The organism is Bhargavaea sp. CC-171006 (assembly GCF_009761675.1).
Taxonomy (GTDB): Bacteria; Bacillota; Bacilli; order Bacillales_A; family Planococcaceae; genus Bhargavaea; species Bhargavaea changchunensis.
Genome location: NZ_QUZH01000028.1, coordinates 17,657 through 33,099, shown reverse-complemented (window position 1 = coordinate 33,099; position 15,443 = coordinate 17,657). Strand labels below are relative to the sequence as shown.

Here is a 15,443-nt window from a genome sequence, read left to right as displayed (position 1 = left end):
CTTTCCGTTTTCGTATAATTCGTATATCGAAATAAACGGAAAGTGAAGGGCCTGTCCATGATTAACTGGTTGAACGAATGGAAAAAGAAGGTCTCTGGATTTAGCCGCAACGTCCGGCTGTTCATACTGGCCAATATCCTCATCCAGGTCGGGATGGGGGTATTTGCCGTGATGTACAATCTGTATATCAAGGCGCTCGGAATGCCGGAAACCGTGAACGGCAGTATAATCTCGATGACGGCACTCGCGACGGCGATCATCCTCATACCGGCTGGGCTGCTCAGTGACCGGTTCGGACGGAAGTGGCTGCTCATCGGCGGGTCTGCGCTTACGATGATGACGTTGTTCTACCGAGCTGTTGAAACGGCGGAAAGCACACTTGTGGCGGCCGCATTCGTGACTGGTCTGACGATGGCATTTGTACAGGTGTCCGGTGTCCCGTTCCTTGCGGAAAACTCGACTGCTTCGGAACGGGTCCATCTGTTCAGCCTTTATTTCTCGCTCGTCACCGTGGCAGGAGTGTTCGGCAGTCTCGGGGGCGGAGTGATTGCGGACATACTGGAAAAGTCGTTCGGCCTGTTCGAAGTGGAGGCGGTCCGGTGGTCACTTCTTGCAGGAGCGGCAATCTTTGCGGCTGGGATTCTTCCGCTCTTCTTCCTTTCTGGTGGAAAGCGGGCGGACCAGCCGCATGTGACTCCGGACCGGATCCCCGAACCGCCTGAAGCAGGTGAGCCGGATGAGGCGGCACTGGGCAGAAACGTGAAACTCATTTTCCATCTCGGACTTGCGAATCTGCTGATCGGTTTCGGGTCAGGGCTTGTCATCCCGTACCTGAACCTGTACTTCGCCAACAGGTTCGATGCATCAAATGCCTACATCGGCCTGATTTTATCACTCGGGTCCGCTATGACGGCCGTCGCGATGATGATCGGTCCGGCGCTGGTCAAGCGGGTCGGCAAGGTGAAGGCGCTCATCTTCTTCCAGCTCGCATCGATCCCGTTCCTGTTCCTGACGGCTTATACGATGTCGCTTGGCCTCGCTTCTCTCGGATTCCTCATGCGCCAGGCGCTCATGAACGCCGGCAACCCGATCCAGAGCGCCATCTCGATGGAAATCGTCCACGACAAATACAAAGGCCTCGCCAACTCCGTCAACCAGACCGTCTTCCAGATGGGCTGGGCGGCGATGGGCCCGGTGTCCGCGGGTCTGGTCGTTGCCTACGGATCGTACTGGGGATACGCGTGGGCGTTTACGATCACGGGCGTCCTGTATATGATTTCGTCCATCTACTATTACATGGTGTTCGGGAGGAGGAAGCTGGCGGGGGAATAGGAATGATTAATCCTTCCAAGCTTTTTTTATGATCGTAACAACCAACCAGATGGTTCCGAGAAAGAATAGGTACATTATAATGAGTGGCGATACAGTAATGAATAATTCCATTAGAATCCCCCAATTTATTTAAAAGGTAATTTGACATATTTATTTATATGTAAAGATGTGAAATGACATGTTATAGCCCCGGCTGCCATTGGCTGTCGGGGCTGTTATTTGTCTTTGCCGGCGGAGATCCCTTATTTGACGGGGGAGCATTAGTAAATATGTGCTAGAATAGACTGAAAATAATGAGTTCTTATGTAAGGTGTCACAGGGCTCAGGTTTGTTTGAGTTGATAACAGAAATCAGAGAGTGTGGTTTGATAAGTTGTGAACAATCAAGGTCCTCAACAGGTTCGTCTATTCGTATATGTCTCTCTGATTCTGATGTTCTTTACAATCAATATCAAACCTGTCTTGGCGGCATCAGAACAGCAAGAATTGGAAGAGGCATTATCTGATTACCTGAACGAACATGGAGAAAAGGCGGCAGGCGTAGCTGTGATCGTCGTCAATGAAGATGAAATCACGTATTTGATGGATGGGTATGCTGATATCAAGCGGCAGGTCCCGGTCGATGAAGAAACAATCTTTGAATGGGGATCTGTTTCCAAAGTCCTCATCTGGATCAGCATTCTGCAGCTGGAAGAGGCCGGTCACCTTGAGTTGGATAAAGATATCGCAACGTATCTGCCCCGGGACTTTCACTCAAAACTTTCATTTGACAGTCCTGTTACATTGACACACTTAATGAATCATACGGCTGGCTACGATGACAGCTACACGGATTTGATGGTTCTGAAACCGGCCGAAATAGCTTCATTAAAAGAGGTACTGGAAGCTGCGGATGTCCGGCAGGTATTTCCTCCGGGAGAGGTTGTTGCGTACTCGAACTACGGGGCCGGGCTGGCCGCCTATGTGGTTGAAGAAGTGAGTGGCATGGACTTCAGATTATATGTACAGAAACACATTTTCGAACCTCTTCAAATGACGAAAACATCAATAGACGCGGAACAAAATGATCTCCCATGGGTGAAAGAGCAAAGGAAAAACGTCCAGGGCTACTCGGAAGATCTGCAGCTGATCCAGCCGAATCATTATGTGATTCCCCTGTATCCTGCCGGAAGTGTGACGGGAGTTGCTTCTGATCTTCAAAAACTGCTGAAGGCGCTGTTGAGTGAAGACGGAGCTCCTTTGTTCCGGCACCGCCAAACGCTCGACGCCCTGCTCCTGCCCACTTTATATTACCCGGGAACGAATGTGCCGAGGATGGCCAATGGGCTGGTTTCCTTGCCGTCCGAAAGCGGACAGGTTTTTGGACACGGTGGGAATACCGTTGCCTTCAGTTCTTCATTTTATGTAGACAGACAAGCGGGGACCGGTGTGTTGGTGATGACCAATATGGCGAATGAGCGCACCTTCACACTTGGTATTCCTGAAATCGTCTTCGGAAAGCCCCATAAGGAAAACCCGTCTACCTTGGAAGACTCATCAAAGTGGGCAGGAATTTATGAGCCGGCCCGCGTGCCCCGGCACGGATTCAGCAAGGTGTATGGCCTTCTTTTGAGAAGCAAATCTGAACAGGCGGAAGCACATGATCTCACGATGAACGGCCTCCGCTATTCGCAGACGGGACCGGGAATGTATCTGACAGGGGACGACTTCAGCGCCTATGCGATCGATGTTTATTCAGAGCATCCGGTAAACGGAAACATGTTGTCTTCCGCTCAAACGGACATGTTGCGTATCCCAATTTATCAACATCTACTTGAGTGGGGATCAATCGCCCTGGGGGCTCTTGCTGCACTGTTATCCATTGTTTTCATGCTCTTCTCCCTGCTGAGAAAAATAAGGATCCATACAATCCTATTGATGCAGCATGTATTGAACCTGCTGGCGGTCCTCAACGCCGTCTGGATCGCCTATCGCACCGCATCGATAACGACCTACACATCCATTCATCCTTTCCTGACTGCGAATTTGTTCTACGTGGCCGCTTCATGGGTCGTCAGCGGCATCCTGATTGCCCGGATGAGAACCGGACGGAAGGACAAACGGGAAGCTTTCATCGGAATTCTCACAGTGATGACTGCAGTCGTACTGACCGGTAACATCCTATATTGGGAATTTTATTTTTAAATGATTAAAAAGCCTCCACATCCGGTTATTCGGCTGTGGAGGCTTCTTGCAATTATTTTCTTTGGTTGTCGGCAGTATTGATCATCCGGTTCTGCTCATTCGGCTCGCGGGCCTTGTCCTTCATCGCTTCCTGTTCGCGTCGCTGCTGTTCGTTCAGCTTATCTTTCTCTTCGAAGTTGTTCTGCGATTTGCTGTCTCCCATCGGGAATTCCTCCTTCCGGTATTACTTGGAGTATTCCCGGCAGACGCTCAAATCAAACGGTCATGTTGAGTGTCCGATCTGAAATAAGGAAGGGAGTTGCAATAAGGCCGCTCGAATTGAAATAAGGGGGCTGAAGTTGCAATAAGGCTGCCCGACTTGAAATAAGGAGGTTGAAGTTGCAATAACACCGCTCGAATTGAAATAAGGCCGCCCGACTTGCAATAAGGAAACCCGACTTGCAATATGGCCTCCCAAGCCGAAACAAGCCTCACTCGTAGACGTGGAACGTCATCAGTTCGTGAATCATCTTCTTGACCTGATCTTCATCCGGCGGTGTTTCGCCTGACCAGACGATCGAGCCGTCCTGGCGGTAGTCGCCGCCGTAGCGCTTGTTTTTATAATGGAAAGAGAACGTCCAGCCCGGGAGCCGGCCTCCTTCGAACATCGGTTTGTACGTGAAATGCTGCAGCATGTCCCTCATCCCTTTCATGATGGCCGCTCCAAACGCATACCTTGGTGTAAAGATGACGAAAGGATGCGACCGCGTGTTTACCGATCAGCTCCGCGAAGCGATAGAGGACAAGTACAAGACGTTCTATTTCTACAAGTCGATGGCTTCGCTCACGAATGACCGGTACTGGCTCGACTTCATCCAGCATGCATTGGATGATGAGAAGAGCCATTATGAAATGTTCCAGCAGCTCTATTATATGATGACGGGCGACTACGTTCAAAGCCTCAGGAAGCCGGGGCCGGTCGACAATATGAAGGGTGCGCTCAAGCAGGCGGTCCGCGACGAGCTGGAAGGGACCGATAAATACAAAGTCATGATGCTTGAATCGCCTCTCCAGGAGGGCATCAACCCGTTTTTCATTGCGATGCACGACGACATGGAACATGCCATCCGGTTCTCAATGATGTACAACGCCATCTGAGGGTGGCGTTCCTTTTTCTGTATAAGTCTCTGTCTGTTATAATGGGACGGACACCAACAGAAAAAGGTGAAGTGATTGAATGCATTTCTGACCATCGCGATGATGGCTGTGATCGGCGCCATCATCGGGGGCATTACGAACCATCTGGCGATCAAGATGCTGTTCCGCCCCCATGAGGCTAAATATATCGGCAACTGGCGTGTGCCGTTCACGCCGGGACTCATTCCGAAGCGCCGGGACGAGCTGGCCAGGCAGTTCGGCAGAATCGTTGTGGACTACCTTCTGACGCCGGATACGTTCCGGAACAAGCTCTTCACGCCCGCTGTCCGGGAAAAGGCGGAGGCAGTGATCGGCCGGCTGATCGGCAAGCATGTATTCGGCGGGGATAAGACATTATCAGACTGGCTGGACATGGCGGGTATGCGGGGCGCAGACGAGAAGATCGAGACAGTCGCGCTCGGTCTCGTGGATGTTAAGTTTGAGGAAGCAAAAGCGCGGCTCCTTACCGGCACAGTCTCGGAGCGGGTGCCTGAACACTGGATGGAAGAGGCGGAGGAGAAGCTTCCGGAAATCCGCCGCTATATCCTGTCACGCGCCATGGACTATGTGAACTCGGCGGATGGCCGGAAGACGATCCGCAACATGCTGGATGACTTCCTGGAATCCCGGGGGACATTCGGCGGCATGCTCCAGTCGCTATTCGGGAGTTCGGAAACCCTCGTCGACAAGATTCAGAGAGAAGGCCTGAAGTTCCTGTCTGCTCCGGGAACCGCACGTCTTTTGGATGGACTGATTGAAGGGGAATATGAGAAACTGAAAAACCGCCCGGTCGAGGAACTGATCGGTGGATTTGACTGGGACGGCCTGAAGGCATCGGTCCTCGCCTATGTCAGGAAAGAGCTGGCTGCAGGCGACCGGCTGGACCGCACGCTGAAAGACTACTGGCCGGAAGGGGAGGCATGGGTGGCGAACAATGTGACGCCCGCCCTCACCGACTTTGCCTTCAGCCAGGCGGAGGCGAAGATGGAAGAGGCGCTCAGCCGCCTGAAAATCGACCAGATGGTCAAAGAGCAAGTCGACACGTTTCCGGTATCCAGACTGGAAGACCTGGTGCTCGGAATTTCCAAACGGGAGTTCAAGATGATCACGGTCCTGGGGGCGGTCCTTGGAGGCCTGATCGGGATCTTCCAGGGGATCTTGTCGTTGCTCATTAATTGATTGGAGTGATGGAAAATGACAGTGAATATTTATGATGACATCAACCGGCTCGAAGCGACATTCCGCAAGACGGATGAATACGCAGCGCTTGTCGGAGCGATCGAAAACGTCAAGAATGACGAAGAGGCGCTGAACATCTTCCGGAACTTCCGGAAGATCCAGATGGACCTCCAGCAAAAGCAGATGGCGGGCGAAGAGATTGACGGCGATGTTCTGGAATACGCGCAGAAAACGGCGCAGCTTGCCCAGAACAACCCGAAGATCGCCGGGATGCTGCAGGCTGAAATGCAGCTGAGCCGCATCATCGAAGACGTCAACCGGATTCTCATGAAGCCGGTGCAGTCCCTTTACGAGAAAATTTAATGAAGCTCAAGCCGTCCGGGGCATATTGCCTTCCGGGCGGCTTTTTTGTGTGTTGATTTCAGTCGTGAACGACTCCGCCTGTCCATACAATGTAGGAAAGTGAATGACTAGTGACGGGTACAGGCAAATGAGAGAGGAGCGGCAAATGAATGAGCTGAAGGTCTGTGTGATCGGCGCCGGGATGATTTCGGATTTTCATTTGCAGTCGTACAGGCAAAACAGGCGGGTGAAGTTGTACGGGGTGTATGACCTGTCGATGGAACGGGCGGCGGAGAAGGCGGTCCGCTTCGGGGTGCAGAAGGTGTTCCGCACAGCGGAAGAGGTGTTTGCGGATCCGGAAGTGGATGCGGTCAGCATCTGTACATGGAATCACACGCACGCGGAACTCGGCGTGAAGGCACTGGAGCACGGCAAGCACGTGCTGATGGAAAAACCGCTCGCGATGACTTTTCCTGAAGCGCTTCGGATCAGGGATGCCGCCGTGGAACCGGACATCGTGTTCCAGGTCGGGTTTGTGCGCCGTTTCGCGGCAGGGACACGTGTGCTGAAAACGTTCATTGACGACGGATTGCTTGGCGAGATCTATTATGCGAAAGGCACCCATCTCCGCAGAATCGGCAACCCCGGGGGTTGGTTTGCGGACCGTTCGCGGTCGGGCGGTGGGCCGCTCATTGATCTTGGGGTGCATCTCCTTGATGTCTGCTGGTATTTGATGGGGAAGCCTGAGGTCGCCCGCATCAGGGGAGTGACGTTCAGCGAGCTCGGAAACCGCGGAAATGTGGAGGGCCTATCGTTTTACAAGGCGGCGGATTACTGCGCCGGCAAGAATGACGTGGAAGATCTGGCGGCGGCAATGGTCACATTCAAAAACGGGGCAACGTTAATGATTGATGTCTCCTTCAGCCTTCACGCCAAACAGGATGAGACCGCAATCCGGCTCTACGGAAAAAATGGAGGGGCGGAGCTCGAGCCGGAACTCGTGCTGATGACCGAACAGAACGATACGATTTTAAACATCCATCCGCAGATCGACCATTTGACGATTGATTTTGATGAGGCGTTCGGTGCGGAAATCGACCATTTTGTCGAGTGTTGCCTGGACGGTAAAAAGTCGGAAGCGCCGCTTGAGGACGGGATTGAAGTGATGAAGATGCTGGACGGTGTCTACGAATCATCCAAAACCGGACGGGAGGTCGTTTACGATCAGGATGACCAATAAAGTCGGGATCATAACGGATAACTTGAGGCTGCCGGTGCGGGAGGCATTGAAGAAGGCGAAGGAAATGGGGGCTGACGGTGTCCAGATGTATGCGGTATCGGGTGAACTGGATCCTGCGGAAATGAGTCCCACAAAAAGGCGGGAGCTGAAGGCGTTCATCGATGACCTCGGTCTTGAGGTCTCGGCACTTTGCGGGGATCTGGGCGGACACGGATTTCAGGACCCGGAGGCGAACCCTGCGAAGATCGAGAAGTCAAAGCGAATCATTGACCTCGCCAAGGACCTTGGAACGGATATTGTGACGACGCATATCGGGATTGTGCCGGAGGATGAATCGGGCAGAATCTATGCGGCCATGCAGGAAGCCTGCAGGGGCCTCGCGTCCTTTGCAAAAGGGATGGACGGGTATTTCGCGATCGAGACGGGACCGGAGACAAGCATCCGGCTGAAGAAGTTTCTGGACAGCCTTCCGGGGGACGGCGTTTCGGTGAACTTCGATCCCGCGAATCTCGTCATGGTCACCGGAGATGATCCTGTGCAGGGGGTGCATGTGCTGAAGGAATATATCGTCCATACCCATGTAAAAGACGGCGTCCGGCTGCGTGCGGCTGATCCTCGCGATGTGTACGGGATGCACGGATACTGTCCGGGCGGCTCACACGAAGAGATTGCGGAGATGGTGGAGCGGGGGGACTTTTTCCGGGAGGTCCCGCCGGGAGAGGGGGCGGTCGATTTTGATGCCTACTTCCGGGCACTTCAAGACATCGGTTATGACGGGTACCTGACCGTGGAGCGGGAAGTGAGGGCAGATCCGGTACGGGATATCTCGGAAGCGATCCGGTTCATCAACCAGTACCGGCATCCGCCGTGAGATAGAAAAAGCACATTCGGCAGAAGAAAATGAATTCGGCGGACCTGTCTGCTATAATAAACGGAGATTTTTCATTCCACTGAAACAAGGAGCACAACATGAAACCCATTCATATACAGCAACAATTCGATCACGACTGGATCCGCATGTTCCAACATATCGCCAATCTGTTTTTCGAGGAGACTGAAATGACCGGTGAGAAGCCGGAGGACGGCATCAGCGTCTCGATGGACTGGTCCGAAGAACGTGGAACCATCAGCGGCCGGGCGGTGCTCCTGGAAGGCAATCGGGAATTCACCGCTGCCTACGAAGAGGAATCCGCACACGGCGGCGATCCGAAAGCCGAAAAACGCCAGCTGAAGCGGGTGCTTTCCCATGTCTTCCTCGATGTCCTCGAGCAATCGACAGGGCTGATCCAGCCGTGGGGCATCCTGACCGGCATGCGTCCGACGAAGCTGTACCACAAGATGCGCCGGCAGGGACTCACTCATGAGGAAATCTCGGAGCGGCTCATCAGCGAATACCGCATCACGCCGGAAAAGATCGAACTCATGAAAGACATCGTCGCCCGGCAACTGAAGATGATCCCGGATCTCGACCGGATCGGCGAGGAAGTCAGCGTCTACATCGGCATCCCGTTTTGTCCGACGAAGTGTGCCTACTGCACATTCCCGGCTTACGCGCTCCCGCGCCGCGGCACGCGCGTCCAGTCGTTCCTGGACGGACTGCACGTGGAGATCGAGGAAATCGGTGCCTGGCTGAAAGAGCGCGGAATCAAAGTGACGTCCGTCTATTTCGGCGGCGGCACGCCGACCTCGATCGAAGCGCATGAGATGGATGCGCTCTACGAGACGCTTTACAAGTCCTTCCCGGACATTGAAAACGTCCGGGAAATCACGGTCGAGGCGGGACGTCCCGACACGATCACGCCGGAGAAGATCGATGTGCTGAAAAAGTGGAACATCGACCGGATCAGCGTCAATCCCCAGTCGTACACCGACGAGACCCTCAAGGCGATCGGGCGGTTCCACACCGTGCAGGAGACGATCGACAAGTTCCACCTGTCCCGCGAGATGGGCATGAACAATATCAACATGGACCTGATCATCGGCCTGCCGAACGAGGGGACGGAGGAGTTTGCGCACTCGCTCGCCGAGACGGAAAAGCTCCAGCCGGAATCGCTCACCGTCCATACGCTGTCGTTCAAGCGGGCGTCCGAGATGACGCGCAACCGCTCCAAGTACACAGTGGCGGACCGCGACACCGTCGTCGACATGATGCACATGGCGCAAAATTGGACCGCGCGGAATGGTTACGTCCCGTACTACCTGTACCGCCAGAAAAACATCCTCGGCAACCTCGAGAACGTCGGCTATTCCAAGCCGGGCGAGGAAAGCATCTATAACATCGTCATCATGGAAGAGGTCCAGACGATCATCGGGCTCGGTTGCGGCGCATCCAGCAAGTTCGTCCATCCTGGAACCGGCCGCATCACCCAGTTCCACAACCCGAAAGACCCGTCCGCCTACATCCTGAGCTATTCGGAATCGATCGACAAGAAGCTCGAAATGCTGGACGAACTGTTTGGGGGAGCCGTGCCGGCAAAGTAAAAACGAGATCAAAAATACAAGAGACCAAACCCATTTCGGTTTGGTCTCCTTTTTTCATTTGTTCGGGTTCTCTTCCAGGTGATCCTGGTAGAAAGGCGAATCCGGGTCTTCTTCAACGACGCTGAACGTATTGCCGTCCAGGTCAAAGAAGTCAAAGTATTTCATGCCGTTTGCTTCCTTAATCGGCGTGGTGACGACAGCGCGGGTGCTGAGTTTCAGGTGCAGGTCGCGGGCGTCCGTGACAAGCAGGTTGAAAAACACATGACGCTCTTTTTCGTCCACGAAGAATTCCGTACCCTGCTGCGTTTTCGTGCGCACAAGCGCAAGCTGTGCGGAGCCGTCCGGCAGCGCATAGCCGATTCCTCCTTCCCACTCGCCGATCCGCTTGAGATCCAGACGGGATTCATACCAATCGGCAGAGTGGTTCAAGTCCGATACCGGGACAAAGATGCTTCCGATTTTCATGGTCAGTACCTCCCTGAGACATGCTTTCCGCTCTATTATAACGAATACGGCAGCTCTATTGTTGGGATGAGTGCTCCTATCCGGTATCTGAAGTGATTTTTAATTTCAGAACAAAAAAGGGAAACGCCTGAACGGTACCGAAAGCCTATAGTGGTGAACGACTATTCATATAATTGATAGGAAGAGGTGTCGTTTTTGGCTTACGAAACAATCCGGCTTGAACGGGAAGGGAAAATTGCGCGTCTGGTGCTGAACCGGCCTGATGCGATGAATGCGATGAACAGCACGATGATGAAGGAACTCGCCGATGCCTTGGAAGAACTCAAAGAAGACCGCTCCACCCAGGTGGTCATCCTGAAAGGCGAAGGCCGCGCGTTTTCCGCGGGGGGTGACATCAAGGAGATGATCGACCCGGAAAGCCCGATGGACCTGAGCATCGTCATGAAAGACGTCAGTCGCCTGGCGATTGCGCTTTATACACTGCCTCAGATCACCATCGCTTCGGTGCATGGCGCCGCAGCTGGCCTGGGATTCAGCATGGTACTCGCGTGCGACGTCATTATCGCGGAGAAATCGGCAAAGCTTGCAATGAACTTTATCGGCATCGGCCTTGTGCCGGATGGCGGCGGACACTTCTTCCTGAAGGAGCGGATCGGCGTCCCGAAAGCGAAGCAGATGATCTGGGCGGGCGATGTCATGCAAGCCGAACAGGCAGCAGGCTGGGGACTTATCGATGAAGTCGCACAGGACGGCACGGCTCATAAAGAATCGGAAGGGATGGCGCAGAAGCTCCTGTCCACACCGATCAGTGCGATGATCGCTTCGAAAGGCATCCTCCACACGTCACGTCTGGAAGAACTACGCAGCGTCCTCGAGCTCGAAACAGACGCCCAGCAGGCGATGAAGGAAACCGCGGACCATAAAGAAGGGATCAAGGCATTCGTCGAGAAAAGAAAGCCGGCTTTCACAGGGAAATAAAGAGGAACCCCGCAGTATCCGAGAAAACGGATGCTGCGGGGTTTTTTCGTATCAGGAATGGAACAGCAGCAGTTTGCCTTCCGGAGAGGCGAGGCGGTGAGTCTGTTCGGACAATTCCTTTTCTTCGAGGAGAGCGCGCCCCTTTTCCTTCGCCGCGTCGTCATGCTCCGCCTGGAACGACTCCTCCGTGATCAGTTCCCCGTCCTGCTTGTATGCCGTCAGTTTATACGTCTTCATTTCAGCATCCCCCTTTCACTACTATCCCCATTATAAAAGATATTCTGAAAAAATGAAGAATTATTGTAAAGGTCGCTTGACGCTATGAATAAAGTAAAGTAAGCTTTACGTAAAGTTTTAGTTACGTAAAGGAGGCTTTACTTTGGCCGTGCAGAATTTTGCCTCCCTGAAGGCACCGGGGAAAGGTGTCTTCACAGGGCTTGCGATTTTTCATACTGCCGTAGCGGGACTGTTCGTCCTTTCATCGGTTCTTTCGGGAGAGTTTCCGCTTGGGCATGAGCTTATGCTGACCTCCATGGCAATCATGCTGTGGTGCCTGTCTGCGCTGCACCCGCATTTTGCCGCGGATGATGAGCGCTGGAGGAGAATCCGGGAACGCGGGATGTTCTACAACTACATTGTTTTGTTGATATTCCTGGCGTTTCTCGTGAATGTTTTCGCTCTGACACCTCTGGAAATGAGCGGCTATCAGACCGTTTCCGTCATTGCCTCGTTCCTCGTTTCATCGGTATTTATCACATTCGTCATTTTGTCCAAGAGGATGTAGGGAGTGGAATATATGAAGCCAAGTGAAAAGTTTACCAAGTGGTTCTTGATCACCTTGATAATCATCGTCGTATTTTGGGGCGTATCCCGAGTGATCAGCCAGATTCAACAAGGAAATATCGGATGGTTTTCAGCACTGGTTCCTTTTATGCTGTTAATTCCTCTTTTCTATAATCTGATCGTTTTCCCGCATTGGGACATGAAGGATGAACGGTGGCGCCGAATTATCGAGCGTTCATCTTTTTACAGTTCCCAAGTTCTCATCTTGGCTCTCGCCGGACTGATCCTAGTGTTGGCATCGTATCCGACCCATTTGACAGCACTTCAGACCGTATTTGTCATTTTTGTGTTTTACGGATTGAGCCAAACAGTGATCACGATGGTCCTGACGAGAAGGATGTAGGAGGAAGCCATGAAAAACTATATCAGGGACAATCGTTCAGAGCGGGGAATGACACAGGACGATCTGGCCGAGGCGCTCGGCGTTTCCAGGCAGACGATCATCTCCCTTGAAAAAGGGCGATATAATCCGTCGCTTGAGTTGGCGTTCAAACTGGCTGCCGTTTTCGGCTGCCGCATCGAAGACTTATTTGATCCGGAGGAGGAGTGACCATGTACGAAGGGTTTGAACTTGGTTCGTTTCTTGCAGGCCTGCCGTTTGGTCTCGCTGTCGCGGGGATTGTCATGTTCTTTAGCTGGAGGAAAGGAAAGAAGGAGCGGCGGTACGACGAACGGTTTTATGCAATCCATAATTGGGCCAGGTCGTTTTCCTGGGTGGTCACAACCATCGTCATCCTGATTGCCTGGACGGTCGTGATGATCATCGAGCCGGTCGGGACGGCATTCTTTGTCCTGATGACGGTCTATATGCTGCACATGATTTCATATATTGTCGGCGCAGCCATCGCCTCAAGTAAGTATTAATCTGAAACTTGCAGCCATCTGGAACCGTATAGGAAATGAAAGGGGAGAGATCATGGCGCTCGAATTAAATCACGTAACGAAGAAGTTCGGGGAGTTCACGGCGGTCGACAACCTGTCGCTCGCGATCGGGGAGGGAACGATGTACGGCTTTCTCGGGGCGAACGGCGCGGGCAAGACGACGACGTTCCGGATGATTCTCGGGCTCCTCAACCCGACTGAAGGACGCATCACCTGGAAGGGGAAGCCGATCGACTACGGAACAAGCCACAAGATCGGCTACCTGCCGGAAGAACGCGGCCTTTACCCAAAAATGAAAGTGGAAGAACAGCTGATCTTCCTCGGAAAACTCCGCGGCATGCACCGGCTTGATGCCAAAGCGGCAATTCGCGAATGGCTGGACCGCTTTGAAGTTCCCCACTATCTCAACAAAAAAGTCGAAGAGCTTTCCAAAGGGAACCAGCAGAAAATCCAGGTGATTGCGGCTCTGATGCACAAGCCGGAGCTGGTCATCCTCGATGAACCGTTTTCCGGCCTCGATCCGGTTAATGTGGAAATACTGAAAAGCGCGGTGAAAAATGTCCGGGATCAGGGCGCGACAATTGTGTTTTCCAGCCACCGGATGGACCATGTCGAGGAATTATGTGAACAGCTGAGCATCGTCCACAAGGGACAGCAGATCGTGGAAGGATCCCTGCGCGATGTCAAGCGGTCGTTCGGCAGGCAGAATGTAAGCATCCGGTCCGACCATGATCTGACAAGGCTGCAGTCCGTACCAGGCGTCCGCAATGCATCCTATGCGCTAAATGGAGCGGTCTTCCAGGTAACGGATGACGAGACGGCGCACAAGTTGCTGCAGGAAGCGCTGAAGGCCGGACCGGTCCGCCACTTCAGCATCGAGGAGCCGTCGCTGCAGGATATCTTCATCGCGAAAGTGGGGAACGAGCATGCGTGATTTCTGGATTATCTTTAAACAGGCCTTCATGAGCAAGGCAAAGTCGAAGACCTTCCTTATCACCACTGCTGTGGTCATTGCCGGCATCTTCCTCCTGGCGAACATCACGACGATCATCGAGGCGTTTGACGACGGGGAGGAGAAAAGCAAGGCCATTCCGGTCGTGACGGACAATGAAGCGGTCGTGGACCGGCTCGCTCAGCAGCTAGCGGCTATGGGGGAGGAAGCTGAGTTTAAAGTGACCGGAGATTTGCGCGGTGCACTCGAAGATCAGCTGAAGGAAGGCGAAATCGAATCGTTCCTCATTCTCCAAGTCCCGGATGGCCATTCAATCGAAGCCGAATATGTTTCGGAGAGCTCGGAAATGTTCGGCTTCCCGATGATGTTGCAGGAGGCCCTGCAGTCGATGCAGACCGAGATGCGTGCAGAAGAGATGGAACTCGCACCGGAACAGGCGGGCGCGCTGTTCGAGCCGGTCGGCTTTGAGCAGACGACGGTTTCCGCATCCGGCAAGACAGAAGAGGAAATGAACCAGGCGCGAATACTCGTCTATGTGCTCATGTTCCTCATCTATTTCGCGGTCATCATGTACTCCAACATGATTGCAACCGAAGTGGCGACTGAGAAGTCCTCCCGGGTCATGGAGATCCTGATCTCCAGCGTATCGCCGGTGAAGCATATGTTTGCGAAGGTGCTCGGCATCGGAACACTAGGACTCGTGCAGATGCTGCTGTTCGGAATCACGGGTTATCTGGCAATCAGGTCGTCTTCTTCAGTATCCGACCTGTCTGAGAGTTTCTTCTCGGAGATGGGCCTCGGAGACATCCCGGCCACGACCATCATCTATGCAATTGTGTTCTTTGTCCTCGGTTATTTCCTCTATGCGGTGCTTGCGGCGCTCCTCGGGTCGCTTGTCAGCCGGACAGAGGATGTTGCCTCGCTGATCACGCCGCTGACATTAATCATCGTCGTGGCGTTCATCATTGCGGCTACGGGCCTATCGACCCCGGACGCGGCATTCGTGACGTATTCTTCTTTTGTGCCGTTCTTCGCTCCACTTGTCATGTTCCTCCGTGTCGGGCTGCTCGACCTCCCCTGGTGGGAGCCGGCCCTTGCCATCGGGCTCATGGTGCTGACGATTGCAGTGCTCGGCTGGTTCGGCGCACGCGTCTACAAAGGCGGTGTCCTCATGTACGGCCCGTCCCGCTCACTGAAAGACCTGAAAAAGGCGATGCAGCTCGGGAAGGAATAAGAGATTTGTCCCCCGCTTTTGCGGGGTTTTTTTAATGGGGGAGTGCGAAAGTGATGAAAGGGGGCGTGAAAGTGATGAAAGGGCGTACGAAAGTGATGAAAGGGTGCGCGAAAGTGACGAAAGGGCATTCGAAAGTGACGAAAGACCGTCGATTCA

General features: G+C 53.4%; 19 protein-coding genes. 15 read left to right on the top strand and 4 right to left on the bottom strand.

The annotated features are described in order from the left end of the window. Positions 1-57: 57 nt before the first annotated feature. Both DZC51_RS13550 and DZC51_RS13545 read left to right on the top strand, forming a co-directional pair. Complete coding sequence (locus DZC51_RS13550; RefSeq protein WP_157296787.1) at positions 58-1,332, top strand: MFS transporter; 1,275 nt, start codon at positions 58-60, stop codon at positions 1,330-1,332. A gap of 485 nt (positions 1,333-1,817) precedes the next feature. Continuing rightward, a complete protein-coding gene (locus DZC51_RS13545) occupies positions 1,818-3,515 on the top strand; it encodes a serine hydrolase domain-containing protein (RefSeq protein ID WP_232524145.1) in 1,698 nt (565 codons plus the stop codon). A gap of 52 nt (positions 3,516-3,567) precedes the next feature. Here the strand turns inward: DZC51_RS13545 and DZC51_RS13540 are convergent, their stop codons facing one another. Continuing rightward, positions 3,568-3,717, bottom strand: a complete 150-nt coding sequence (locus tag DZC51_RS13540; protein ID WP_157296785.1) for a hypothetical protein — start codon at positions 3,715-3,717, stop codon at positions 3,568-3,570. A 268-nt stretch (positions 3,718-3,985) separates the two neighbouring features. Continuing rightward, the gene (locus DZC51_RS13535) at positions 3,986-4,189 is read right to left on the bottom strand and encodes a YheE family protein (protein WP_157296844.1); all 204 of its coding nucleotides are present in this window, start codon (positions 4,187-4,189) and stop codon (positions 3,986-3,988) included. Positions 4,190-4,262: 73 nt separating this feature from the next. Here DZC51_RS13535 and DZC51_RS13530 point away from each other — a divergent pair, with 73 nt between their 5' ends. The 6 genes from DZC51_RS13530 (at position 4,263) to DZC51_RS13505 (ending at position 9,933) form a co-directional block, all read left to right on the top strand. Continuing rightward, a complete protein-coding gene (locus DZC51_RS13530; RefSeq protein WP_157296784.1) occupies positions 4,263-4,652 on the top strand; it encodes a ferritin-like domain-containing protein in 390 nt (129 codons plus the stop codon). Between the two features lie 75 nt (positions 4,653-4,727). Continuing rightward, positions 4,728-5,870 (top strand): DUF445 domain-containing protein, encoded by a 1,143-nt coding sequence (locus DZC51_RS13525; protein ID WP_157296781.1) that lies wholly within the window; start codon positions 4,728-4,730, stop codon positions 5,868-5,870. Between the two features lie 15 nt (positions 5,871-5,885). After that, the gene (locus tag DZC51_RS13520; RefSeq protein WP_157296779.1) at positions 5,886-6,233 is read left to right on the top strand and encodes a YlbF/YmcA family competence regulator; all 348 of its coding nucleotides are present in this window, start codon (positions 5,886-5,888) and stop codon (positions 6,231-6,233) included. Between the two features lie 145 nt (positions 6,234-6,378). After that, a complete protein-coding gene (locus DZC51_RS13515; RefSeq protein WP_157296777.1) occupies positions 6,379-7,452 on the top strand; it encodes a Gfo/Idh/MocA family protein in 1,074 nt (357 codons plus the stop codon). Beyond that, positions 7,442-8,323, top strand: a complete 882-nt coding sequence (locus tag DZC51_RS13510) for a sugar phosphate isomerase/epimerase family protein (RefSeq protein ID WP_157296842.1) — start codon at positions 7,442-7,444, stop codon at positions 8,321-8,323. Before DZC51_RS13515 ends, DZC51_RS13510 begins: the two co-directional genes overlap by 11 nt. Positions 8,324-8,421: 98 nt before the next feature. Next, entirely contained in the window at positions 8,422-9,933 is a 1,512-nt protein-coding gene (locus tag DZC51_RS13505) for a coproporphyrinogen III oxidase (RefSeq protein WP_157296775.1), read from the top strand. A gap of 54 nt (positions 9,934-9,987) precedes the next feature. On the opposite strand, the gene DZC51_RS13500 is transcribed toward DZC51_RS13505, so the two are convergent. Continuing rightward, positions 9,988-10,398 (bottom strand): VOC family protein, encoded by a 411-nt coding sequence (locus DZC51_RS13500; RefSeq protein WP_157296773.1) that lies wholly within the window; start codon positions 10,396-10,398, stop codon positions 9,988-9,990. 195 nt (positions 10,399-10,593) lie between these two features. Here DZC51_RS13500 and DZC51_RS13495 point away from each other — a divergent pair, with 195 nt between their 5' ends. Further along, the gene (locus DZC51_RS13495; RefSeq protein WP_157296771.1) at positions 10,594-11,376 is read left to right on the top strand and encodes an enoyl-CoA hydratase; all 783 of its coding nucleotides are present in this window, start codon (positions 10,594-10,596) and stop codon (positions 11,374-11,376) included. 51 nt (positions 11,377-11,427) lie between these two features. Here the strand turns inward: DZC51_RS13495 and DZC51_RS13490 are convergent, their stop codons facing one another. Further along, positions 11,428-11,613 (bottom strand): YhzD family protein, encoded by a 186-nt coding sequence (locus DZC51_RS13490; RefSeq protein WP_157296769.1) that lies wholly within the window; start codon positions 11,611-11,613, stop codon positions 11,428-11,430. Positions 11,614-11,755: 142 nt separating this feature from the next. Here DZC51_RS13490 and DZC51_RS13485 point away from each other — a divergent pair, with 142 nt between their 5' ends. From DZC51_RS13485 to DZC51_RS13460, 6 genes are read left to right on the top strand one after another with little or no spacing between them, the layout of a single operon-like run. Beyond that, positions 11,756-12,160, top strand: a complete 405-nt coding sequence (locus DZC51_RS13485) for a hypothetical protein (protein ID WP_157296767.1) — start codon at positions 11,756-11,758, stop codon at positions 12,158-12,160. A 12-nt stretch (positions 12,161-12,172) separates the two neighbouring features. Further along, positions 12,173-12,562, top strand: coding sequence for a hypothetical protein (locus DZC51_RS13480; RefSeq protein WP_157296765.1), 390 nt, complete (start codon positions 12,173-12,175; stop codon positions 12,560-12,562). A gap of 9 nt (positions 12,563-12,571) precedes the next feature. Then, on the top strand, positions 12,572-12,769 hold the full coding sequence (locus tag DZC51_RS13475) for a helix-turn-helix transcriptional regulator (RefSeq protein ID WP_157296763.1): 198 nt from the start codon (positions 12,572-12,574) through the stop codon (positions 12,767-12,769). A 2-nt stretch (positions 12,770-12,771) separates the two neighbouring features. Continuing rightward, positions 12,772-13,083, top strand: coding sequence for a DUF2178 domain-containing protein (locus DZC51_RS13470; protein WP_157296761.1), 312 nt, complete (start codon positions 12,772-12,774; stop codon positions 13,081-13,083). Positions 13,084-13,135: 52 nt separating this feature from the next. Beyond that, positions 13,136-14,035 carry an ABC transporter ATP-binding protein gene (locus DZC51_RS13465; RefSeq protein WP_157296759.1) on the top strand — a complete coding sequence of 300 codons (900 nt, stop codon included), beginning with the start codon at positions 13,136-13,138 and terminating at the stop codon, positions 14,033-14,035. Further along, positions 14,028-15,287, top strand: coding sequence for an ABC transporter permease (locus DZC51_RS13460; RefSeq protein ID WP_157296757.1), 1,260 nt, complete (start codon positions 14,028-14,030; stop codon positions 15,285-15,287). Before DZC51_RS13465 ends, DZC51_RS13460 begins: the two co-directional genes overlap by 8 nt. Positions 15,288-15,443 lie beyond the last annotated feature (156 nt).